This is a genomic window from Paenibacillus lentus (genome assembly GCF_042714055.1).
Classification (GTDB): domain Bacteria; phylum Bacillota; class Bacilli; order Paenibacillales; family Paenibacillaceae; genus Fontibacillus; species Fontibacillus lentus_A.
The window spans coordinates 583,024-606,164 of the sequence record NZ_JBHGVC010000005.1 but is presented as its reverse complement, the minus strand read 5'-3'; the positions used below and the strand labels follow the sequence as shown (position 1 = coordinate 606,164).

Sequence of the window (23,141 nt, the reverse complement as noted above, 5' to 3'; positions counted from 1 at the left end):
GAAATCCAGTTAATTCCTCCTAAATCGTAGAAATCTCATAAATAGCTGTATAAAATACAGTTATTTAAATGCGTCTGGGCTAGAAAGCCTTTGTCCGCCCTCTATTCGCCTTTCATTCTTCCTACCATTCTCACTATGATCTACTCCTCCATCTGCCCTTACCCGTCGTGACCCTGCCCTGCTCTCGTCCGTTATGATCCTGTTCTTGTCACAGCACTTGCCCTTGTGCTTGTCCTTGCCCTTGCCCTTGCACTTGCACTTGCACTTGCACTTGCACTTGCACTTGCGCTTGCGCTTGCCCTTGTCCTTGCACTTGTCCTTGCACTGCCCTTGTCCTTGTCCTTGTCCTTGCACTTGCACTTGCACTTGCACTTGCCCTTGCGCTTGCACTTGCGCTTGCACTTGCACTTGTTCTTGCCCTTGCCCTTGCACTTATCCTTGCCCTTGCACTTGCACTTGCGCTTGCCCTTGTCCTTGTCCTAGCACTTGTCCTTGCACTTGTTCTTGCCCTTGCCCTTGCACTTATCCTTGCCCTTGCGCTTGCCCTTGCACTTGTCCTTACGCTTGTACCTGGCCTTGCCTTTGCACTTATCCCTGCTATTGATCCTACACTTGCACTCGTTCTTGCTCTCGGTTCCCTTCGCAAGCTTCTTCCGCAGCGTCAGCTTGGCTCGCCGCTCCACCATCGAATTGCAGCGCCCCCAGGGTATAACCCGCATAAACCGGGGTCAATCCAGCGAAAAGCTCTGCGGCAGTTTCAGGCTTCTTTATCGCCGTCTTATAGACGCTAACGATTGACTTTAACTGCTCCGGCCGATAAGTCGAGCCTTCGATCCGGCAAATGGACAGTCCCGCCTCCTGAAGCTCTTGGATGACCGGCAGCAAGCATAGCTCCTTGGCGAGCGTCAGATGACAGCGGCCGTAGACATCGCGGTAGACCGGATTCTCGCCCTTGTCGGTCATCAGCACCAGAACTTGGTTGTCCACGTACTGATTGTTCTCTTCCGCGATCGGTTCAAACACCTCGGCGTTCTCATACAGATCATGCTCCATGTACATAAGAGCCGGCGAGCCGTGCACGACCGCTTCCAGTGGAACCGCCGCGTTCTCCAGCAGCTTGGCGAAGTCATGAAGCGGCAGCTCGAGGGAAGCCGTAAACCGTTCAACTCCAAGCCTCGAATACATTTCCGCAGACAGATGATTGAAAATATTCAAATTGATATCGCCCACGAGCGGATATCCCTTAGAAGCGAATTTGTGGATAGCACCAAGGTTTGTCACAAGAATCCCATCGATCGGCAGGCGTTCTCCGGACAGCAGCCCGTCATACATCTCAAAATGCAGCTCCGTCATCATTCGCGGCAAGCCCAAATACAGCTTGGCCTTGCCTTTGATCGCTGCCAGTTGGGCGATATCCTGCTTCGTGAACGGCCGATCCGGCTCGAACACATCGCCTGACAAGTAAATATGATCCGCTCCGCCCTCAAGCGCTGCCTGCGCCTGCGCCACACTGTTTACATGCACGGAGAGTTCCATTTGCTTGTCTGCAGGACGCCCTGCTCTGATGCGTACGGCCGAAGCCTCGGCGAGACGGGCTGCGACCTCGCTCAGCCGTTTGTCCCCCAGCTTCCGCTCTTCCGTCGGTGTACTGAATACCTTGCCCGTACTATAAAATTTACCTGTTCCCTCATAGCGTTTATTTATATAAGACAGCCCTGGACGGCCAAAGGCGTAGCCTGTAGATAAGTCCCGCTTGCGATTGTCGTACAGCAGCTTGGTATCGCGGCCCCGTTCAAAGCCGACCGGATCGTCTATGTAGCGATCAATCGCATTTCCATAGGCATTGACAAGCATTAGCACAAATTCTGTATCGCGCATGCGCCCTTCGATTTTAAAAGACGTCACGCCGCCATGGATCAGCTCGGGAATGTGCTCGTACATGAACATATCCTTCACGGCAAGCGGATATTCGGAAGGGTACACGTAGCCGTCCTTCTTCACCCGATAGTCCCAGCGGCACGGCTTAAGACATTTGCCGCGGTTGCTGCTCATTCCGAAAACAAGGGAGCTGAAATAGCAATTCGCCCCATGCACGGAGCACATATCGCCATGAATGAAATATTCCAGCTCCATCCCCGTCGTTTCACGCAAATAGCGCGTCGTCATCAGATCCATTTCCCTGGAAGTCACGACCCGGGTGACTCCCATCTTGCCCAGCGCCTCGATCATCTCGCGGTTGTGCACATTCATCATGACCGAGGAATGCACGGGAAGCTTCAAAGCCATTTCCTGAATGAGAGCGAGAATGGCAAAGTCCTGAACGATGATGGCGTCCGGCCCCGCCTGCTCCAGAAAACGCAAATAGTTCCGCGCCTCTTCGATTTCCCCTTCGTTAAGCAGGTTGTTCACTGTAACGTACACTTTTTTATCCAAACCATGAGCCAGCTTGATGGCCTCGATCATCTCCGGCCGACTGAAATTGTAGCCTTTACGCATCATGCGCATATTGAGGCTTGGCCCTCCGAAATAAACAGCGTCGCAATTGGCGTGAATCACTTCCTTGAAAATTTCAAACGTTCCTGCCGGTGCAAGCAGCTCGACTTCTTTTCCATTAAAATAACGTGCCACAGCATTTCTCTCCTTCCCTACCTGCATCTAAGTTGTAACTAGCCGTCTATATTTATGAAAGCTGGCCAATTTTTGTGAATGATTTCACGAAATTCCCTGCCAACCTCCTTAGACTCTCTTTAGTTCATCCTGCTTATATAATGCATTACACCCATATCCATGTTCGCAGCGTATCTATAGCATCTATAGCGTCTCTTTCGCCCATACCATCTATTCCGTCTATAGCGTCTACCATCTATACGTTTATACCGTAACTATATTAATGCCTGTGCATCCAAGAGCCCTCAGTTACCGCGGGTTCATCCATCAAAGCTCCATCTTCTATGCTTTATATCAAGATTCTGTACATGAGCACGGCGAAGACCAAAAGAGCAAACGACAAAACAAACCAAGTGTCGCGGCTCTTCCATACGAGCAAATGATACTCCGAACGCAGCGCTCCGATTTGATAGCCTCTCGATTCCATCGACAACACCAGCTCCTCCGCCCGGCGGAAAGCACCGACTGTCACCGGAACGAGAAGCGACACGAGCATTCTCCCCTTTTCCTTCCACGGCAGCTCTCGCAAATCAGCGCCTCTTGCAGCCTGCGCTTTCACGATCTTCTGCGACTCATCGAGAATCGTCGGGATGAACCGCAGAGCAATGCTGATCATCAGAGTCAAGCGCTGGGCGGATACTCCAATGGCCTCAAGCGGCTTCAATACGCCAGCCATCCCTTGGTTCAGCAACCCGGGCGTCGTTGTAAAGGTGAGAATCGCGGTAAAAGAAACAAGCAGTGCCATCCGCGAGGCCGAGATGAGTCCGAGGCTGACCCCGCCGGAATACAGCGTCCAGGAGCCGAGCTGCCAAAGCGCTGTCCCCTCGGTCACGGTGAAGCACTGTACGGCGAAGATAAACACCATCAGCACCCAAAGCGGCTTCGCCGCCTTCGCATAATATTTGAGCGGAATCCGCGTCGCCATCATATAAGCCAGCGAAAAAACAGCAGCAGCGCCAAGCGCAGGCCACGAGCCGACAGCGACGATCGCAATGAGATACAACAGCATGGCCGTCAGCTTCGCCCGAGGGTCGACGCCGTGTACCCAGGAGCCGGTATCGATGCTGCGGCCGATCAGCAGCTTTCCCCTCATGCCAATCTCCCCTCTCTGTCTCTTGGTCTGCCTTCCGCCGAGAGCACCTCCGCAAGACGCTCCACCAAAGACTCCGGCGTCAAGCATGGCTTCTCCGCCTCCAGTCCATAGTCGGCAGCCAGCTTGTTCCACAACGTAATGCATTCTGGAAGGGCTAATCCTTCCTCCTCAAGGCAGGCAGCTTCCCGGACGAGCGCATCAGTCGTGCCCTGGAACAGCGTTCGGCCGCCCTTCATCACGATCCAGCCATCTACGTACGGCAGCAGCTCTTCCATCCGATGCGTCACGACGATCACCGTTTTGCCCTGCTCCAGATGGAGCTTGGATAGCAGCGCGGCAAGCTCGGCTCGGCTCTGTGGATCGAGGGTCGCCGTCGGCTCATCCAAGGCGATTACCTCCGGATCCATAGCCAGAACAGAAGCGATAGCCACTTTGCGCATCTGACCGCCGCTTAGGTGGAATGGATTCCTTTGAAGAATCGATTCATCCAGCCCAAGCAGGGAGAGCGCCCATTTCGCCCGTTCCCGCGCTTCCGAAAGAGTCATTCCAAAGTTGAGCGGGCCAAAGCAAATATCCTTCTCCACCGTGTCCTCGAACAACTGCTGCTCGGGAAATTGAAAGACCAGCCCTACGCGCCTGCGCAGCTCGCGCATTTTGGGCGCTTTCTCCTGCGCATTCACCACTACATCCAGAATCCGCACGCGTCCTTCAGTCGGCTTCAGGATACCATTGAAGTGCTGCAGCAGCGTCGATTTTCCAGAGCCCGTCGTTCCAGCAATCCCCGTGAATGTTCCAGGCCGAATATCGATATTGACGCCCTCCAGCGCCCCGCTTCGCCATAAGCTGCGCTCATCGTAAGCGTAGCTGACTTCCTCGAATGTAATAGCCATAATATCACCGCCTCCTTAAATGCCCGCCATGGAGAATGCTCTCTCCATCCATCCCCCGTTTCCTTAATTCCTGCAGCAGCCTCACCCGGTAAGGCGCGATCAAACGGCACTCCTGCAGCAGCTCTTCATCTGCAAACAGCTCCGCAGGAGTACGATCGGCAGCGATGGCCCCGCCCCGGAGTACAATTGCCCGGTCCGAGGCCATAATCTCTTCCGCGTCATGCGTAATCGATATGAGCGTATAATCCCCGCTCTTCCGCATGTCCTGCCATATTTGCAGCAGCTCTCCGCGGGCCTTCTCATCCAGCATGGAGGAAGCTTCATCGAAAATAACGATGCCGGGCTCCATTGCCAGAATCGAGGCGATGGCTACCCGCTGCTTTTGTCCCCCGGACAGCTCCGCCGGATGCTTGGATAGCAGATGTCTGATTTCCAGCTTCTCGGCATAACGCTCCACCCGGCCCCTCATTTCCTCGCGGGAGAGACACCGTCCTTCAAGCCCAAAGGCAATATCCTCTTCCACCGTAGCTCCGATAAATTGGTTATCCGGGTTCTGGAACACCATGCCGATGCGGGGACGGATCTCCCAGACCGATTCCCGTGTCAGCTCCCGGCCCTCCACACTGATTGTGCCGTTATTTACGGCCAGCAATCCACCGAGCAGCTTGGCGAGCGTCGACTTGCCGCAGCCGTTAGGGCCCACGACCGAGACCCAGCTTCCGGAAGAAATACGAAGCGTTACCTCATCCAGAACCGGAGCATCCGGCACATATGCGAAGGAAACCTGCTTCAATTCATAAGCAAATTCCGCTGCAGCCATCTCCTCACCCCCTTAATCTGTCAGAAACGATTCAAACAAAGACAGCCTGGAAAGCGCGGGAATCAAGTAACGAACCGCAATCCCGACCGCAATCCCCGTCAGCACGCCTGTAATGAGAAGCATTGGCAGGTAATAGAATATTTTCGTTGTCAGGAAATACAGCGATGCTGCGGTAAGCTGCCCAATGTTATGGGCAATCCCCCCAACGATACTTATGCCGATCATGCTCAGTCTCTTGCGTCCTACCAGGAGCAGGAACCACATCGCCGCAAAACTGAACAGCGCGCCCATAATACTGAACAAGAAGCTGGAGAATGTACCGAAGATAAAGGCTGTAAGCAGCGTCTTCAGCAGTACCATCATCAGGGCGTCCCTCGCCTGCAGGAAATAAAGACAGGTCAGCACCATAATATTCGCGAGCCCCAGCTTCGCGCCCGGAACCCCCATATTAATCGGAATATGCGATTCAATCAGGCTTAGCACAACCGCAACCGCCGCGAAAATGGCGACGATCACCGTTCTTTTCAACACGAGGCTGGAAGATTCGCTGCCCAGTGACCTCTGTGTGGTTTCCTTATTTAACGATGGCATCGATATCATCTCCTTCCCCGGGATTTCCTTCAATTTCCACGATCATTTTGTGCGGGAGACAGACAATCGTCCCTCCGTTACGCTGGACAAACCCGAAGGTCAGACATAATTGATCGGGACAGTCCGCCTCAATCATCTCTATACCATAATCATGTACCTTCAAAATGTTAAGGCCATCCTCAGTTTCGATCTCAATGATTTGTTCCTCCTCCGTGAGCTCCACGGATCGAACCAGTTTTCCATCTACTTTAATATTGGCGACAAGCGGATTGTCATTGTGATTTTTTTCACTTAAATCTTCAAAAAACCACCTTGGAATGAGAAATGCCAGAGCAACAACGACGATCAAGCCGATCAGCAGGACATCTCCACGTTTCATAGAGAAAACTCCCTTATTTTTTAATTATATAAATTCTAGACGAACTCATTATAACCCCTGTTTTCCAATCCTTCAATGACTAACCTGTGCGATTTCTCTCATTTTTCCGGTTGTCACAAAACCCTCACTTTGTAAGGAATTTAATGGAATAATCATTACTTTGTGAAAAATATTACTTTTAACCTTTTGCACTTCTTGATACAATAAATTTGAATGGATCAATTTAGAAGCAAATGAAATGAGGCGGCGCAAATGAAGCATAGCAGACTAATCACCATTGGATTAACCTTCCTACTCTCAGCATCTTTATTGGCTGGATGCGGCACGAATGCGGCCCCTTCCTCAGGCTCCGTCTCCTCGAACGAAAAAGCGGCAAATGGGCATGAAACCGTGAAGCCGATGGCTGAAACATTTTTTATTTTCGATACTGTCGTCAACGTGAAAATATACGATGATCGCGCGACAAGGGACAATTTCAATGAAATCGAAGCCCTGCTGAAGGACATCGACAGCAAGATCAGCCGGACACTGGAGAGCAGTGAAATTTACCAGGTAAATAGCCAATCCGGCAAATCACCCGTAAAGGTGTCCCCCGAAACGTTCGAGCTTGTCAGTAAAGCGCTCGACTATGCAAAGCGGACGGACGGAAAGTTCAACCCGGCCATCGGTAACTTGGTGACGCTATGGAATATCGGTCATGAAGGCGCCAAAGTGCCTGATGGTGATCTCATTACCGCTGCAAAGGCGCTGAGCGACTATCGCCTGATTGAACTGAATGAGGACTCCCAGGAAATTTATTTGCAAAAAGAAGGCATGGCGATCGACCTCGGCTCTATCGGTAAAGGCTATGCCGCAGATGCCATTTACGCGTATTTGGAGGCACAAGACTTCAGCAGCGCCATCATCGATCTAGGCGGCAACATTTATGCCATGGGCAGTAAGCCGGGCGGCAAGATGTGGAACATCGGCATCCAGGATCCGGACAAGGATCGAGGGAACCCGATCGGCACGATCCAGGTCGAAGATAAAACTATCGTGACCTCGGGTATATATGAACGCTTCTTCATCGAGGACGGCAAGCTGTATCAGCATATTCTTGATCCCGAAACCGGTTATCCGGTAGACAACGGCATCAGCAGCGTAACGATCGTGACGAAGCATTCCACCGATGCCGATGCCCTCTCAACAACATTGTTCGTGCTTGGTATCGAAGACGGATTGAAGTTTATTGAGAATACGCCGGACACGGAGGCATTGTTTATTTCCAAGGAGAAGAAGCTATACGCTACATCCGGATTCAAGGACTTGCTGAACAAGACGAACGATAGCTATACATTCGCCAACTAGACGCGAGGCTCGCTTCATTGCTTGATGCCGGAGAATTGCCTTGGAACAGCAATAGGCCCGCATTTCCCTCCCGCTTCGGTGATACTGAAGCGGGTTTTATTTTGATGGAATACTTGTTTTCATTTTAATACTGTAGTATAATTAAAAATTGAGTTGCAAAATACAGCTTTAATGTGTAGTTCCTCACAAGATTATAGCCCTCCTATACCTGACCAGGTAAATGAAAATTCCTTTGAATGACCCAAAGTAAGGATTTAATGTATTTCTGATTCACACTGGCGCGGTCATCGGAGCCGCAAGGACAAAAGAGAGGTAGGGCTTTTGTTGTTTTAGAAAATGATTGTGGTTGTAGTCTGAGCAGGAACAAAAGTTGTTCTTCCCGTGTACAGAAGAACAGTAATTATATAAAGCACAAACGCCCGTTTCCACTTTAGCCGTGGTAACGGGCGTTTGCATGTGTAATTTTTCTACTAGTTTCTGATATCGCTTGTAAGTAGTTCAGATATTATAATTAATAATAAGATTTATTACTAATCAATTATAAAAAAATCATCTTCTATATGACCATCAAAAGTAAACAAGATCTTATACATGCCAATGTTCTTACCCTTGTATCTTATGGGGATGACAACATGAACATGATTGTAATTAAATTCTGGAAAATTATCAAATGTAATTGATACTGATTGAACTTCGACTTCTAGAAACGCTGGATCATAATTTGGGAAATTCTTTTCAAATTCTTCGGGATCCTCCTCACTATACAATTTAATATTTTCCCAAAAACCCTCAATTGCTCTCCTTACGACTTGCATTTTATCAATCCATAGCTTCATAGATGTAATTTCAATAAGACTCCCCATAAAGTACCTCCAGATGTTTATTTATGTGTTTTTTCAAATACTTCAAATAGTATATGTCCTGTGGATTTATCATAGTTTCCTAAAGCACGATATGCGCCAAAATCTCCTTTTACCTTAATCTCATATTTGTAATTTTTATTTCCAATTTTTATCCCCTGACCATTTAATATTTTTATTCCATTCGCACCTTTCGCACCCACAATGCCTTTTTTCATTGCATTTGCAAATTTTTGTTGCGCCTTTCTACCAAGTGTATTACCAATTTCAGTATAAGCTGAACGTTTTATCCACCCCTTTGTAACCTTGTTTGTTGGGCCACCTATGCTTCCAATAACAAGAGCTTTCATGGTTTCTTCTGTTTTTTCATTACGCTCGAACATATTTAATAATTCATTTTTAGCCCAATCTGCTTTTTCTGGTGTATTTTCACTTTTAATATAATGGTTACCCGTCGCTAAATTGAATAAATATTTGAAATTATTATTTTTATCCAACAAATTTCTAGAATCTTTTTGAGCCTCTGTACCTAAAATGTCTCTTATTACCCACCAGGCATCAGAATTCGGACCTTCGGCACCTGCAATTTCTAGGAACACTTCGGCATTAGCTTTACCTATCGCATGCCCACTAGGATCCGTATAAATCAAAGGATTATTATGCACATACGTATACAAGTTCTGGCTCAGCGGGTTAGTAATGTCCCCTTCATAGCTATCCTTTGATACGAATCTTCCCGCGTTCGGATCATACCAGCGGGCTCGGAGATACTGCAAATCCGTCGTTGCGTCCCAGTACTCGCCAGAGTAGCGGAAGATATTCGGAACGGTCTCTTCCTCATGCTCCGGGTTGCCCCAAATATCGTAAGTATAGCTGTTCAGCTGGTTCCCCGCGCTATCGACCAGGCCTACTACATCGCCATGACCATTAAATTGATAATACTGGACTTCTCCGGTTGCTTGATCCACCCGGGACCATAGCCGTCCGGCTAAATCGTAGATGTAGGTATAGGTCAAGCTCGGTGTCCCATTGCCCACGTCTGCTTCTGCAATTAGCTTCGCTTGTTCGTCATAGTAATAGCGGTTACGCTCTGCTCCCTCAGCCCGCTCGTATAGCAAGCCGTCTCCGTTATAGCTGTAGCTGACTTCTGTACCATCTTCACCCGTTACCTTTGTTAGACGGTTGAGGCTATCGAAGGTGAATTCGGCATTCGTCATGCCCCTAACCTGCTGGCCCTCTACCTCGAGGCGATTGCCGCGCTCATCGTAGACGTACTTCTTGCTGATGTCTTGTCCATTCTCCTCTTGAATTCGATTCAACGAATCGTAAGCGTAGGTATCGGCGGCTCCGTCCTGGCTGCGAGAAATAATGTTCTTATTGTCGTCGTATTGATAAGTGAACTGCAGGCCAGCAGCACGCTGTACTTCTGCATTTTCACTCATAAGAGCTGCTGAGCCGCTTCTCAGCGTACTTCCCGCCGCTCCAGGCGCGAGAGTCATTGCCGTCAAGTCATAGCCTTCATACGAGTATGAGGTACTTAGTCCATTACTGGAAGACTGGATCTGCAGCAGCCCGTTCGTCTGGTAGTCGAAGGTTATCCGATCCACTGGTGACCCGGAAGCGAAAGCCGACATTCTTCCATTGCTTGCTGCATCATGGACTACATCCAGAGCGCTAACCCGGTTCATGGTATCCAATGTATACTGGGCGCCTGTCGTTTTACCGGAAGCATCCTTCAGCGTGTATCCCGTACGCATCTGCTTGTTATAGGAATATTCGATTTGCGTACCGTCAGGATAGGCGATCCTCGTTAGCAGCCCGCTTTGTGGATCATAGCTATACGTCGTATTCCCTGTAGCGTCGGTCATTCCGGTACGGCGTCCCATCGCATCGTAACTATATTTTATCTGCTGGCCAGGCGCTTTGATCAAGGTAAGCAGGTTATCGCTATTATACTCGTACTCCGTAAATTGACTCGCGTGATCCAGCGATTTGATCAGATTTCCTCTTGAATCGTAAAAGAAAGCCTTAACCAGCCGTTCCTCATTAATTTGCCGAATCAGATTGCCAGCTTGGTTATATTCCTTCTCTATATAAGTATTATCCGGATATTGAATTTTGGTAAGATAACCTGCCAAGCTGTACGTATAACGTGTTGAGCGCTGCTCAGGATCGGTAACGGAAACCATTCGACCAAGTGCATCATATTCAAATCGGCTCTGTCCGCCATTTCCGTCCGTGACGATCACCGGATTACCTTCCAAATCATAGACTGTCTGCTCCAAAGGAACATATACCCCGTTTCTCGATTCCTCGAACGTCAATACATTTCCGAGCAGATCCGTCTTCTCCCGATGCTTCACGCCAGCAGGGTCAGTATAAATCGTCATGCGGCCAACCAAATCGTACTCGATTCTATCCTGAGAACCGTCTGCAAATATAGTGCCCGTAAGGCGATTGAAGCCATCATAGACATAACTGGTTTTATTCCGTTCGGCGTCTACAGACTCTTTCATATTCCCTTCTTGGTCATAAACGTATTGGAAAAGAGCGTCGTCCACCTTCTCCTGGACTAACAGCCCGAGCGGGCTAAACCTTTCGACGTTGACAATGCCTTCCGTGCCCGTAGTCGTGACAGTGTTCAGCTCATCCTCATATCTCACCGTCTTCGTGGTCTGATCACTGTAAAGCGTTTGGATCAGGCGGCCAAGTGCATCATAAGTAAATGAGGTCAACGCACCCGACTCATCTTCTGCCGATTTTAATTCACCTGCTGAAGTATATTCATATTGTTGGTTAACCTCGGTAGGAAATCCATCTACGGAATGAACGACCATCGATCGCTTTGTAGGCAAATGCTTACCGTAAGGGGATTGGTATGTGTAGTTCACCGTGTTTGTTCTTTTATCATCTTTTACATTCGATGAGGTTATGTTTCCGTAAGGATCATAAACCAATTCCGTTTGGGCCAACAGTTTACCGCTGGCACTGTTCTCTCTGACGCTCGATTGCAGAAGACTCCCCTGGTCATTGTATTGATATTGCTCCAGCCTTGACTGATTACTGCTGATCTTCGTGCTGATTTTATTTGGCAAAGCCCAGTAGAACGGCGCGACAGATGCAGTATATTCATAGCTTTTTTCCTGTCCCGTACTCCAATTTTCTGCCGTCACCAGTCCCTCATCATTGTATTGATAGTTAACGGAAAAAGGCTCTGATGTACTCCCTCCCTGCGCATAACTTGCTGCGATCTGAATAGGAGCGTTCCAGCCCTTCGATTCGTCGTAAGTGAATTGCTGCTTGTACTGCGTGCTCCCATCCTCGCTGCGCTGCTCGTCTAAGAAATGGATATCCGGCTTGTTGCTCGATTGAAAGACCTTACTAAAGACTAGCGTATCCTTGGAGCGTGAAGCTTCCATCGTCGTTGTCCAGGTTGCTGAATCCCCATAACTATTCAAATCCTCACCCGAATAACTGAATGTTACCGGCTGAAGAACTTCATCGCCTGCCGTAGTGGAGTAAGAGTCCTGACGTGTTCTAACTTTAAATACAAAGTCTGTTGCATAATCTCCGATCTGCTTCCGCGCTGGCAGGTAATCAAAATCAGTCACCCCTGAACCGGGACGAACGATACGGAGCAGCAGCGCAGATGATTTAACCGGTTGGAGTGCCTCTTGATTGTTCAATGAAGATAAGAAATTAAACCGGGATTCCGGGTAAAAATAAAAGTATTTCGTGCTGCGCCCAACCGCATCCTTTACCTCGCTTAGAATCTTCTGGCTATACTCCTCCTTCTGGAAGTATTCCATCTTTCGATTTGTACCGGATTGAGTTACTGTTACTTGGTCTCCCGAATAGGAGAAGACCAATTCATTGCCGTCGCTATTGACGATTCGTGACAAAACCGTACCTTCGCCCTGTACAGCATAGTGAAAATATACTTTATTCCCGTAATTATCAGCCGTCAGGATCAAATGCCCTGAAGAATTGAAAAAATATTGATTTCCATTGCGCACGGACAGCTTTATTTCGCTTGTCGAATTTCCGACTGTTTGCGTGCGATCAGTTGTCAATTTTAGATCGTTCCATAAATAGCCTTCCAACTGCAAATCGTCAGACAGTTTGTAACGACCTGTACCAGGGAAATCCAAAATCCGCGAGCCGCCGTAGGTATCAATATACGGGATCTCCCATCTCCACCCTCTGCCAATAGCCGTGTCGAGCTCTTCCCTACGGATGCGGGACTCATTGATATAGGAATCATTCTCGAGCTTAACGCCGATTTCGTCATTAGCCCTAGCGCTGTCATACACACGGATCAGCGGAAACGAGAGGGCCCCCGGCAGCGAGAAATCCATATAACGGAGCTTCATCTCCCCGGTAGCCGTAGCAATTGAATCCGTTCCATAGCCTATTTCATATAAAGAGGAATCATCCTGCAAGGAATAGTGCTTTACTGCCGCTCGATCATACTCAAGGGACTGGACAGTCGCAGAGAAGTCATCTGCTAGTGCAGAGTAAGATTCGCTAGGGCTACTCTCTGCTTCCAGCACAAGGAGATCTGCTTCTTCTATAGCTCGCGATACATTGAAACGGGAAACAGCCGTCTCATACCCCTCTTTTCCCCCTTGCAACGCCGTGTAGATTTGGTACAACGTATAACCTTTAGACAACTGCTCATCCAGCCAATCCTCACTGACTTCAAATTGCCGAAGAATTCCGGGTACCGTAAGTACATTTCCTTCAGCTGATGCAACGGCAGGCGTGCCTTTATTATTTTGTTCCGATGCTCCATATACGACATTTTCCAGCAGGCTGGCGCTGACCAAGGTCAAACATAGAACGAAATAAAGAATTCTCTTCATGATTTCACCTCAATTATTCTGTTAAAAAAGCCTCCGAACCTCAAAACGGATATACTTTCTTCGTTCTTCGCTTCAAATTTCCCTTAGAGTCATATTCGTAAATAAGGATATCTCCTGAAGGATAAATGATTTGAGTCAGCCGTCCATCCGGCCTATATTGAAAAGACGCCCCCGGTCTTATCTCCATTAAGGCCACCATAATTTGCAATTCGAGTGGGTGCGAATTTTTCTCGGCTAGTTTCACGTAATAGGACTTTCCGCCCTCTAGGTCGAACTCCCATACGGTGTAATCAATCCCGAATTCCTGCTCGCTGTTCTCAATTGGTAATTCAGGAGTTACCAGCTCCGGCTGATCATATAAAGTCAGTTCAGGCTGTTGAGAGAATTCCAGCAGCTCCTTTGTGGCAAAGCGGTAACGCCCCGTTTCTGGTGCTACAAAGCGGTAGTAGCCATTTTGTCCGGCTGCTTTATACACGTAGACAACCTGACGATGCAAGAGATCTTCAAAGATATACTCCTGTACGTCGACGATTTCAAATGTTCGGTAAGGAGCCGCAAAAGTGACCGGATTGCCTGATGTCGTTTTCACTTGAATAGTTCCGCCAGCAGGGATTGGGTAGGAAACGGTCGCCTTCTCTCCTTGCTTGATCACCGAGCCGTTTGAATCCAGAATGGTATAATCAAAATAACGATTGCCTGATGTACTTGCATTTGTAGTCAATTTCGTGGGAAAGCTGCCTTTATTCTTATACCCCACACTCTGATTTGTGGGCAATGTACTTTTCAGTAACGCCTGCTCTAGACTAGGCATAGCCTGAAAAGCTTGCCCGTAGGTAATTGTGACTGGCCGATCTGTTGACACCGTTATAACCACTTCCGCCCCGCCAGGAACGGACAGATTACCTTGCTGATCAAATTCAGCTTTTAGCGGCTCTCCATTTGCAGCATAAATAGCATAATCAAACATAGATAATGAATCTTTAGAAGCGTTACTCGTTAAGGTTTGAGATGATGATTGTAAATTTACGAATAAATAGCTTTCATCTTTAGATAGTGTAACTTGGTTAATCGTAGGGTTTTCACCAGGCGTTCCCGTAAAGGAAGTGTAGACCCCGCCAAAGTTTATAATCTCAGTTAATGGTGTAACTGTAATAGAATGTACCGCTGGTACTGAAACGGGAGTAATACGGCTCGGATTCTCTCCTCGAATCGTTCCATCAGGACGCCGTAGTACATAAGCGAATTCCCTTGCCGGGGTTGCGTCGCTGTACAAATATTCCGATTTACCGCTAATATTTACATACGTATAGGAATTACCTGGCATGACCGCAGCCCTTAACATCGCCGGATATGTTGATCGTTCGATAAGGAAAGAATCGGTGTAGGAGAATGTTACCGGGCTTACAGATTGTCCCGTTACGATCGCATAACCTCCGGCAGGTATGGATACACTCCCTTTTTCATCAAAGCCTCCCCGATCCACGCTTCCATCATTGTTGTATATAGCAACGTCATATTTCCCTCCGCTTTGAGCCGTATCGCTGGTGATCGCCCTGAGCTTGGAGCCGATATTCGTAAACAGGTATGATTCCCCATCATGCACGATTTGCCTGGAGATTGCCTCGCCTTGCTTGTCCTTCCAATCGAACAAACGATATATAGCTCCAAAGGTAACCGGTATATCTGACACCGCAGTCACAACAATGTGATTTCCTCTAGATACTTGCGGATTGGTATACGTATTTGCTCTTTTTCCTTGCTGCGTGCCATCCGGATAGTATTCCGCCCAATCGAAGCGGCTTTTGGAAGAAGCAGTAGTATACAAATATCTAGCAGTTGAGCTGATGTTTATAAACTCGAAGCTCTCTCCCTTGGATAAAGTCGCCCTGAAATGTGATGGTTCATCGCTAAGCTCTGCCGAGAAATCATCCGCATACTCAAAGGTAATTGGAGTGCTGTCCCGAACCGTAAATATGACGATTGAGCCAGGGGATAAGATCGGTGTAGCAAGAGAATTAAACCCTTGCGAAACATACTTTCCATTTGCGTCATAAACGGCGTAATCGTACCGGCCTTTTACTGCTCTAGCATCATTCTTAACGCTATTCCGAAGCGTACCGTGATTCGTGAAAATATAAGATGTCCCGGGTGCCGCAGTGACCCTGCTGAGTGCATCATCAGTACGATTTCCTCCCATAAAGGAGCGGTATGGGGCTCCGACACGAACCGGGTTCTCGGTAACCAAAGTAAGGGCTACACGTCTTCCTACCGCCACTAACGGCAATGAGGTCGTATTCGTTCCCCTGGAAACCTCTGAACCGTCCGGCGAGTAAACGACGTAATCAAATTTATCTTTGGAAGTTCCTGCATGCTCCGGACGGTCTGACTTCGTCCCAACATTGGTAAATTCATGACTTTCTCCGGGATATAATACGAGACTATCATATGCCGGCTCATCCGTTTCATAACCATAGAAACCTTCGTATGGAACAGCAACGGTAACCGGTATATCGGATGCTCCTGTAAGGACAATCGTATCTCCTACGCTAAAAGAAGGCTTGGAAGATGAATCTAAACTTGATTTCTCCAAAGTGCCGTCGCTTTTATAAACGGCATAATCATAGCGCATCCCGTTAGAGGATGCTGCATCGCTTATGATGCTTCTAGAAGCGAGTGCTTCATTAGAAAATAAATAGCTCTCGCCGCGATACAATGTCTTTTTCAAAAGAGCTGGGGTTGGCAAGTAAGAGTAAGTTAACACGTCGTTAAAACTTACCGTCACTGGGTAACCGTAGTCTGCAGAAATAACGGTATCCCCCCCTTAGAGTAAACAAGTGGATTTCCCGTATATGCCAGGTCATCGGACAATACTTTCCCATCCGAATTATAAGAGACATAGTCAAAACGAATATTATTAGTTGACTTGGCGTCCGTACTCAAACTCGTGGTAGTGGAAGTATCGTTCGTAAACTGTACGCTCTCCCCCGGATAAATGACTAAGCTTATTTTCGTAGCAGCGGGCATAAACATATAGGTGCTGTCCGTCACCGTTAAATCCTCTGGTATCAGCGTTCCATCGTCAATCTCTATCGTCTCGTAATCTGTAACTCTTTCATCCAGAGAGACGGATTTATCATCCTCTTGTTCTTGGTCAATTACTTCTATAGGCAGTGCTCCTCCTTCGGCAAATGTTGAGAATGGCCCCAAGCTTCCTAAAAGCAGCAGAACAGTTAAGCAAAAAAGAATTAATTTTCTAAGGCTCAACCCTCTTCCTCCTTTTCCCATATTTAATAATATCTATATTTGTTATCGGCTAATTCCCAACTTTTCCTTTATAGGAATAAAGCACCTTATTTGGTTCTATAACAACAAAAAAAGCTACCCCAACATAAATCGTTGATAGTAGCTTATATCTATAACTCTAATCCAATTCCCCTCTATTCCACGCTCAAATTGTCCCAGTTTTGCTGGAACTGCTCGTACATCTCGGACTTCGTGATTTTGCCGCCGATGTAGGCCTGGATGCTGCTGGCGAATTCGCCTGACATGCCATTCGGGAACCGGAACCAATTCCAGGTTAGCGCTTGGCCTGCATCGGTGTATTTCAGCACCTCGATGCCGAGCGCGCCGAGATCCTCCTCTTTCCCTTGAATCGTATCGAAAGCCGGGATGAATTGAAACTCCTCGGTAATGTACCTCTTGCCCGTGTCGGAGGAGACCAGCCAGTTGAGGAAGATCTTCGCTTCCTCTTTGACGGGGGAATTCTTGTTGATGACCCAGTTGTTCGGCACCCCGACGAACAGTACGTCATTATCCTCTACCGTGTCGTCGATCGGCATAGGCAGTATGCCCAGATCGAGATCCGGATCGATCCCGTCGAGCTGCCCCTGCGTCCAGTTGCCCTGCTGCATCATTGCGGCCTTGCCGCTGGCTAACAGCGTCACCTGAGTATTGTAATCCGTGGTAAGGGGATTTGGATTGCTGTATTCCAGCGTTAGTTCCAGCAAATCCGTCCACTGCCGCACGATCGGATCGTCCGCGAACTTTGCCGTCCCTTCGTTTAACTGCTGGATAAATGCCGCAGGGTCTTTCTGATAGGCAAAAGCGGCATTGATATTATGGTTGCCGAGCACGAACGATTCCTGATAACCGTTGGAGAACGGGATGATGCCCGCGGCTTCCAGCTTCTGCGCCGCCTCCCGCAGTCCGCTGAGCGTCACCGGGCGCTCGGTAATCCCGGCCTGCCGGAACAGCTCCTTGTTATATATAAAGCCGTAGCCTTCCAGGTTCATCGGCTGCCCGTACAATTTGCCGTCCTTGGTCATCGGCTCTTTGGCCAGCTCCTTGACATCCTTGACCCAGGGCTGGTCAGACAAATCCTCCAGGTATTCCTCCCACATTTCCATCTCGCGGTATCCGCCGATATTGAAAATATCGGGTTCTTCCCCAGAGGCGAATTTCGACCTCAGCGTAGCTCCGTAATCGCTGCCGCCCCCCACCGTCTGAATTTCCAGCTTAATGTCCGGGTGCTCCTTCTCGAATTCCTTCTGCAGCCCTTCCAGCGCCTCGGCGATCTCCACTTTGAACTGGAAAATATGCAGCACCTTGCGTCCATCTTGAATTTCGGCTTCCTGCTGGCCACCGCAGCCTGCTGCAAGCCATACCGTCAGCAGCAGAAGCACAGCCAATCTGCCCATATTCCTTCCTGCTCTCATACCTGCTCGACCTCCCGTCTCTCGATCATGATCATATCTGCCATCATCCTTTGACTGAGCCCTGCGCAATCCCCTCGATCACGTATTTCTGCATGCACAGGAAGAAAATCACGATAGGGGTAATGCCCAGCACCAGAGCAGGCAAGGCCAGATCCCACTGCTTCGTGAACTGCCCGAAAAAAGCAAAGGTTTCGATCGGTATCGTAAACAGCTCCGGCTTCTGCAGGATCAGCGACGGCATCAGATAGTCGTTCCAGATCCACAGCGTATTGAGGATGACTACGGTCACCGCAATCGGCTGCATCAGCGGCAGGACGATCCGGAAGAAGATGCCATAAGACGAGCAGCCATCCACCCGGCCGGCTTCCTCGATATCCAGCGGAACCGACTTCACGAAGCCGTGGAGCAGAAATACTGTAAGCGGCGCGCCGAACCCGAGGTAGCAAAGAATGAGCCCGGTTCGCGAGTTCATGATGCCGAGTATGCTCGTCACTTTGACGAGCGGAATCATGATCGCCTGGAACGGAATGATCATCGCCGCCACATACGTCATAAACAGGATGCGGTTGAACCAGGTCGGCTTGCGAGCCATCCGGTAAGCGGCCATGGAACACATCAGCACAAGCAGCAGATTGCTGAGTACCGTAATTAGCAGCGAATTCCCGAATGCTTTGGGAAAAGACGTCTTCTCCCACGCTCCGGCGTAATTCTCCCATTGGAACGCGGACGGCCAGCCTGCCGCATCGGTCAGAATCTCTCCGAAGCTCTTGAGCGAGTTGATCAGGAGGAAATAGAACGGAACGAGGAACAGCAGACCGCCGAGGATGATCAGCAGCTCGACCAGCACCATTTTTCCGTTATACCGTCTTGCCGTGTCCATTACATCTCCACCTCCTTGCTCTTCGTGGCCCATACCTGAAGCAATGAAATGACCGCCACAATGAGAAAGAACAGGATCGCTTTCGCGGAGCCCATGCCGAACCGGCTGATGTTAAAAGCTTCATTGTAAATGTTCAGCGCGACAGATTCCGTCGATTTGAACGGCCCGCCCTTCGTTAGAGACAGGTTAAGATCAAACAGCTTGAAGGACCAGGATATTGCCAAGAATAAGCAGACCGTCACTGCAGGCATAATTAGCGGCACGACGATTTTACCGAGCACCTGCTGCTTGCCAGCGCCATCCACCTGAGCTGCCTCCATGAGATTCTTCGGCACGTTATTCATCGCGGAAATGTAAATGACCATCAGATACCCGGCGTTCTGCCAGACAAATACAATGACGATCGCCCAAAACGAGGTGGATTCCGTACCCAGCCACGGCAGCTGGAAGAAGCTGAGCCCCGTCATTTCACCGATTGAGTTGAAGCCTCTAACAAAAATAAACTGCCATATAAAGCCGAGCAGCAGCCCGCCGATCACATGGGGCATGAAGAAGACGGTACGCATCACGTTCCGTGTTCGGAACGGCTTGGTCAGCAAATAAGCGAGGATGAATGCAACCAGATTCGTAAGTACGACGCTAAGCAGTGTAAATTTCACGGTAAACGTGAACGAGTTCAGAAAATCAAGATCTCTGGTAAAAATATGGATATAATTGTTGATCCCCACGGGATCGGCATGCCGCGAAATGCCATTCCAGCTCGTAAACGAATAATACAAGCCGAGCATAAAAGGTGCAGCCACAATCAAGATAAAAAACAGCGTAGAAGGGCCTACGAAAATGATCTGCTGCAGCAATTGGGACGCTCTTTTGCGCATCAAACGCTCCCTCCCTTGGCTTACGGTATTGACCTCTTTTACCCTTTAAGCCAAAGATTTGAATCTAGGAGGAAGCTATTCCGTTGGATTGGGAGCTGATGCGGCAGGCTCTGTCGTTCGCTTTGTGCGTTGTCTGCGGTGATGAAGCGCATAGTACAAAATCGTTGTAAAAGCGACGATAATCGCACCGATAAAGTACATCGTTCCATAGCTGGTCATGGCGGCTATAACCCCTAGCACGTAAGAGCCTACCCCATAGCCTGCATCAAAGAATACGAAATAGGTGCTGGTCGCCAGTCCGCTGCGCTGGATCGGAGAGGATTTAATAGCGATCGCCTGAAAGCTGGGGAGCAAGGCTCCATAGCCTAGCCCGATCACCCCGCCAGCCGCAAGAAAGGCAAAGGGGCTATTCGCCTGACTGAGCCAGATCATACCGATGACGAAGAAGAATAAGCCGGGATACACCAAGACATGCTCTCCTTTGCGGTCGAACAACCGTCCTGTAAAGGGTCTCGAGATAAGTATTAGCGCCGCGAAAACGATAAAAAAGTAGCTGGCCATCGGCTCCATGCCGAGGCTTTTGGCATAGACCGAAATAAAAGTGGAGATGGCGCCATAGGAAAAAGCCAGCATAAAGCCGGAGATCGAGATCGGAATGGCTCTCGGTTCAATAAAGGTTTTCCAATGCCATGAACTGGTGCTTGGCTTCTTCACTTCGGGCTGCTGAGGGAGTTGCAGCAGCAGTCCGCAGAGGAGAGAGAGCACCGAGAATACAAGGCACATCATAAATAAGACGGAGAAATTGAAATGAGAGATAACCATCAGACCAAGAAAAGGCCCGAAGACCATGGCTAAGCTCATAAAAAGCGTAAAGTAACCGATCCCCTCCCCTTTACGCTTCTCCGGAATCAGCTTGATGGCGATCGCCGAAGTGGTGGTAGCCGCTATGCCGAAGGCAGCCCCGTGAATGACGCGCAAAACAAGCAGCGGCGCAAAGTCCCTCACAATTAAATATCCAGCGCTGCAAACCGCAAACAGAATAAGCGAGGTATTCATGATTTTTCGGTTGTCGAGCTCATTCAGCCACTTGCCGGCCAAAGGCCGAAAGATAACCGCTGCAATGACGAAAACCGTCGTCACGAGGCCAATTCCCTTTTGGCTGCCGTGCAGCGAATCCAACACAAAACTAGGCAGCGTTACTGCCAAAATATAAAACGTCATAAACACAAAAAAACTGCTGAAGCAAATCAGCAAGAAGTTTCTGTTCCATAATGATAATTCTTTCAATCCTTTTCCTGCTTTCTATGATGTATTTGGGCAAGTTTCCAGCAGGGCGGTTATAATCGTTCGTTTATTTTCTGAAATGCCTGGCGGAGCAGCGTAAGCTCCTCTTCGGTCAAGTCGCTTATATAAGATTGCGTGAATTCAATTTCAACAGGCAATAGTTTTTGGCTCAAGCTTCGTCCGCTTTCCGTGACATGAATCAGAAAAGATCTCCGATCCCCCTTATTGGCCCCTCTGCGTATCAACTCTTTTCTCTCCAGCTGATCCAAAATGCGGGTAACGTTCGTTGGATCCTTCTCCGTGCGCCGAGAGAGCTCCGCTTGTGTAATCCCGTCCTCCTCCGTCAATGTTTGCAGGACAGACCATTGCTCTGAAGTTATGCCATGGGCATGGAACTTCTGCGTTAAATGCTGAGTGATTTTTCGACCTGTATTCGTAATGATATAGCCAAGGGAATCCTTGATTCGCAACGATAACGCCTCCCCACACGATAATTAATCTGTATAACAATTATAGATATAGCAACTATTCACTGTCAACCGAAATGCATAATTTACGTCTGCAAGAATCAGAATAACGTTGTCTTTCCAATTGAATCCAAAGGAGTGTTAACCTATGCGCGAAGGTTTGATTCCTACAGTTCTTGGAGCTGTAGTATCCGCTTCAGCCGCCTCACTGCTTGGAAGCAAGTATAAGCTTGCCGCGACCGGGGCTCTTGGCTTTGGCCTGGCACATATCGTGCTCGGCACCATTGATCTCATTGAGCATCGGTAGCTGATATTGCGAAAGATTGCCCGGGATGCCGTGCTTCCCGGGTTAATTATTTACTCCCTAGGCGGATGCCCATACAGCAAACTAGTCATTCGCATAGAATGTCTTATCAATCGAAATGGGAGTGAATTTCTTGAATCATTATTATCCAATGCAGCACCACTACATGCCGCATCATCCGGGACATATGCTTCAGCCGCTGCCGGTATCACTTGTCGATCCCTGCGTGGTCGATGAATTAAAAGGCAATGTGGGGAACTATGTGGTGCTGGAAACGACCCGCGGAGGAATCGATGGCTGCATCGCCGACGTTAAACCGGATCATGTTGTCCTGGATGCGCGGGGGAAAAAGTTCTTCGTACGCATATGCGAAATTGTGTGGATCATGCCAAAATAGCAAAAAACGTTGATCGACGTACTTTCTATGTAGACAGACCGCATTCAGCGGTAGTTTTTCTTGCGATTCACAGAATGGTTCAGCATAGCTAGCTGAGAACTTATGAATTCTAATCTAAACTTAGGAAAGCTGCGATCTGCGGCTTTCTTTGATTTTTAGGTTTTCTGCTATACGATCCTTATCATATCCGCGGTACTGCTGGCGGCTGCCGTCTCTTATTATGTACATATATCATTTACAAACCGCGTTTGTCGTGCTATCATGTAGTTTAATTCAAATATTCAAAACTTTAGATATATGAATATATGAAACCAAGGAGATAATTTTGTGATGGACAGAAATATACAGCAGTTCAAAGCCGATTTTTTCAAGGCGCTCGCTCATCCGATGAGAATTCGTATTCTGGAAATATTAAGTCAAGGAGAACGGAACGTGAACGAGCTTCAAACGATGCTGGAATCGGAAGGCTCGGCGGTATCCCAGCAGCTTGCTGTACTTCGTTCCAAGAACCTGGTCAACACCGTTAAGGAAGGAACCACCGTGATTTATTCGCTTCGGGATCCGTTAATCAGCGATCTGCTCGGGGTGGCCCGGCAAATATTCAACAATCATCTGGTAGAATCCATCTCGCTGCTGGAGGATATCAACAAGCAAACCTAAGGACATGATCAGCATCGCAAAACAGTTGGTGGAACGTCAAAACA

Annotated in this window: 19 protein-coding genes; 4 read left to right on the top strand and 15 right to left on the bottom strand. The window is 48.6% G+C overall.

Annotation, left to right across the window (positions count from 1 at the left end):
- Nucleotides 1–606 precede the first annotated feature (606 nt).
- From ACE3MQ_RS15235 to ACE3MQ_RS15210, 6 genes are all read right to left on the bottom strand, one after another.
- Complete coding sequence (locus ACE3MQ_RS15235; protein ID WP_379394032.1) at nucleotides 607–2,628, bottom strand: peptidase U32 family protein; 2,022 nt, start codon at nucleotides 2,626–2,628, stop codon at nucleotides 607–609.
- Between the two features lie 328 nt (nucleotides 2,629–2,956).
- Nucleotides 2,957–3,760 carry an energy-coupling factor transporter transmembrane component T family protein gene (locus ACE3MQ_RS15230; RefSeq protein WP_379394030.1) on the bottom strand — a complete coding sequence of 268 codons (804 nt, stop codon included), beginning with the start codon at nucleotides 3,758–3,760 and terminating at the stop codon, nucleotides 2,957–2,959.
- Entirely contained in the window at nucleotides 3,757–4,650 is an 894-nt protein-coding gene (locus ACE3MQ_RS15225; protein WP_379394028.1) for an energy-coupling factor transporter ATPase, read from the bottom strand. The genes ACE3MQ_RS15230 and ACE3MQ_RS15225 overlap by 4 nt, the downstream gene beginning before the upstream one ends.
- 4 nt (nucleotides 4,651–4,654) lie before the next feature.
- Nucleotides 4,655–5,470 carry an ATP-binding cassette domain-containing protein gene (locus ACE3MQ_RS15220; protein WP_379394026.1) on the bottom strand — a complete coding sequence of 272 codons (816 nt, stop codon included), beginning with the start codon at nucleotides 5,468–5,470 and terminating at the stop codon, nucleotides 4,655–4,657.
- 12 nt (nucleotides 5,471–5,482) lie between these two features.
- On the bottom strand, nucleotides 5,483–6,061 hold the full coding sequence (locus ACE3MQ_RS15215; protein ID WP_379394024.1) for a Gx transporter family protein: 579 nt from the start codon (nucleotides 6,059–6,061) through the stop codon (nucleotides 5,483–5,485).
- Nucleotides 6,045–6,440, bottom strand: a complete 396-nt coding sequence (locus ACE3MQ_RS15210; protein WP_379394020.1) for a NusG domain II-containing protein — start codon at nucleotides 6,438–6,440, stop codon at nucleotides 6,045–6,047. Before ACE3MQ_RS15210 ends, ACE3MQ_RS15215 begins: the two co-directional genes overlap by 17 nt.
- Before the next feature lie 252 nt (nucleotides 6,441–6,692).
- On the opposite strand from ACE3MQ_RS15210, the gene ACE3MQ_RS15205 reads away from it, so the two are divergent.
- Entirely contained in the window at nucleotides 6,693–7,787 is a 1,095-nt protein-coding gene (locus ACE3MQ_RS15205; protein ID WP_379394018.1) for an FAD:protein FMN transferase, read from the top strand.
- Nucleotides 7,788–8,317: 530 nt separating this feature from the next.
- On the opposite strand, the gene ACE3MQ_RS15200 is transcribed toward ACE3MQ_RS15205, so the two are convergent.
- The 9 genes from ACE3MQ_RS15200 to ACE3MQ_RS15160 all read right to left on the bottom strand — a co-directional run bounded on the left by ACE3MQ_RS15200 (nucleotide 8,318) and on the right by ACE3MQ_RS15160 (nucleotide 21,739).
- Entirely contained in the window at nucleotides 8,318–8,650 is a 333-nt protein-coding gene (locus ACE3MQ_RS15200; protein ID WP_379394016.1) for a hypothetical protein, read from the bottom strand.
- Between the two features lie 17 nt (nucleotides 8,651–8,667).
- The gene (locus ACE3MQ_RS15195) at nucleotides 8,668–13,512 is read right to left on the bottom strand and encodes an RHS repeat-associated core domain-containing protein (RefSeq protein ID WP_379394014.1); all 4,845 of its coding nucleotides are present in this window, start codon (nucleotides 13,510–13,512) and stop codon (nucleotides 8,668–8,670) included.
- A gap of 40 nt (nucleotides 13,513–13,552) precedes the next feature.
- Nucleotides 13,553–16,294, bottom strand: coding sequence for an RHS repeat domain-containing protein (locus tag ACE3MQ_RS15190; RefSeq protein ID WP_379394012.1), 2,742 nt, complete (start codon nucleotides 16,292–16,294; stop codon nucleotides 13,553–13,555).
- Nucleotides 16,291–16,776: a hypothetical protein gene (locus ACE3MQ_RS15185; protein ID WP_379394010.1), complete on the bottom strand. Its 486-nt coding sequence runs from the start codon at nucleotides 16,774–16,776 to the stop codon at nucleotides 16,291–16,293. Before ACE3MQ_RS15185 ends, ACE3MQ_RS15190 begins: the two co-directional genes overlap by 4 nt.
- 173 nt (nucleotides 16,777–16,949) lie before the next feature.
- Nucleotides 16,950–18,227: an ABC transporter substrate-binding protein gene (locus ACE3MQ_RS15180; RefSeq protein ID WP_379394008.1), complete on the bottom strand. Its 1,278-nt coding sequence runs from the start codon at nucleotides 18,225–18,227 to the stop codon at nucleotides 16,950–16,952.
- 43 nt (nucleotides 18,228–18,270) lie between these two features.
- The gene (locus ACE3MQ_RS15175) at nucleotides 18,271–19,107 is read right to left on the bottom strand and encodes a carbohydrate ABC transporter permease (protein WP_379394006.1); all 837 of its coding nucleotides are present in this window, start codon (nucleotides 19,105–19,107) and stop codon (nucleotides 18,271–18,273) included.
- Entirely contained in the window at nucleotides 19,107–19,985 is an 879-nt protein-coding gene (locus ACE3MQ_RS15170; RefSeq protein ID WP_379394004.1) for a carbohydrate ABC transporter permease, read from the bottom strand. Before ACE3MQ_RS15170 ends, ACE3MQ_RS15175 begins: the two co-directional genes overlap by 1 nt.
- 75 nt (nucleotides 19,986–20,060) lie before the next feature.
- The gene (locus tag ACE3MQ_RS15165; protein WP_379394002.1) at nucleotides 20,061–21,272 is read right to left on the bottom strand and encodes an MFS transporter; all 1,212 of its coding nucleotides are present in this window, start codon (nucleotides 21,270–21,272) and stop codon (nucleotides 20,061–20,063) included.
- A gap of 50 nt (nucleotides 21,273–21,322) precedes the next feature.
- Nucleotides 21,323–21,739, bottom strand: a complete 417-nt coding sequence (locus tag ACE3MQ_RS15160; RefSeq protein ID WP_379394000.1) for a MarR family winged helix-turn-helix transcriptional regulator — start codon at nucleotides 21,737–21,739, stop codon at nucleotides 21,323–21,325.
- 145 nt (nucleotides 21,740–21,884) lie between these two features.
- Between ACE3MQ_RS15160 and ACE3MQ_RS15155 the strand changes: the two genes are divergently transcribed.
- From ACE3MQ_RS15155 to ACE3MQ_RS15145, 3 genes are all read left to right on the top strand, one after another.
- A complete protein-coding gene (locus tag ACE3MQ_RS15155) occupies nucleotides 21,885–22,043 on the top strand; it encodes a hypothetical protein (RefSeq protein WP_055106627.1) in 159 nt (52 codons plus the stop codon).
- 121 nt (nucleotides 22,044–22,164) lie between these two features.
- Nucleotides 22,165–22,437 (top strand): DUF2642 domain-containing protein, encoded by a 273-nt coding sequence (locus ACE3MQ_RS15150; RefSeq protein WP_379394100.1) that lies wholly within the window; start codon nucleotides 22,165–22,167, stop codon nucleotides 22,435–22,437.
- 330 nt (nucleotides 22,438–22,767) lie between these two features.
- Nucleotides 22,768–23,097 (top strand): ArsR/SmtB family transcription factor, encoded by a 330-nt coding sequence (locus tag ACE3MQ_RS15145; RefSeq protein ID WP_055106628.1) that lies wholly within the window; start codon nucleotides 22,768–22,770, stop codon nucleotides 23,095–23,097.
- The last annotated feature ends 44 nt before the right edge of the window (nucleotides 23,098–23,141 follow it).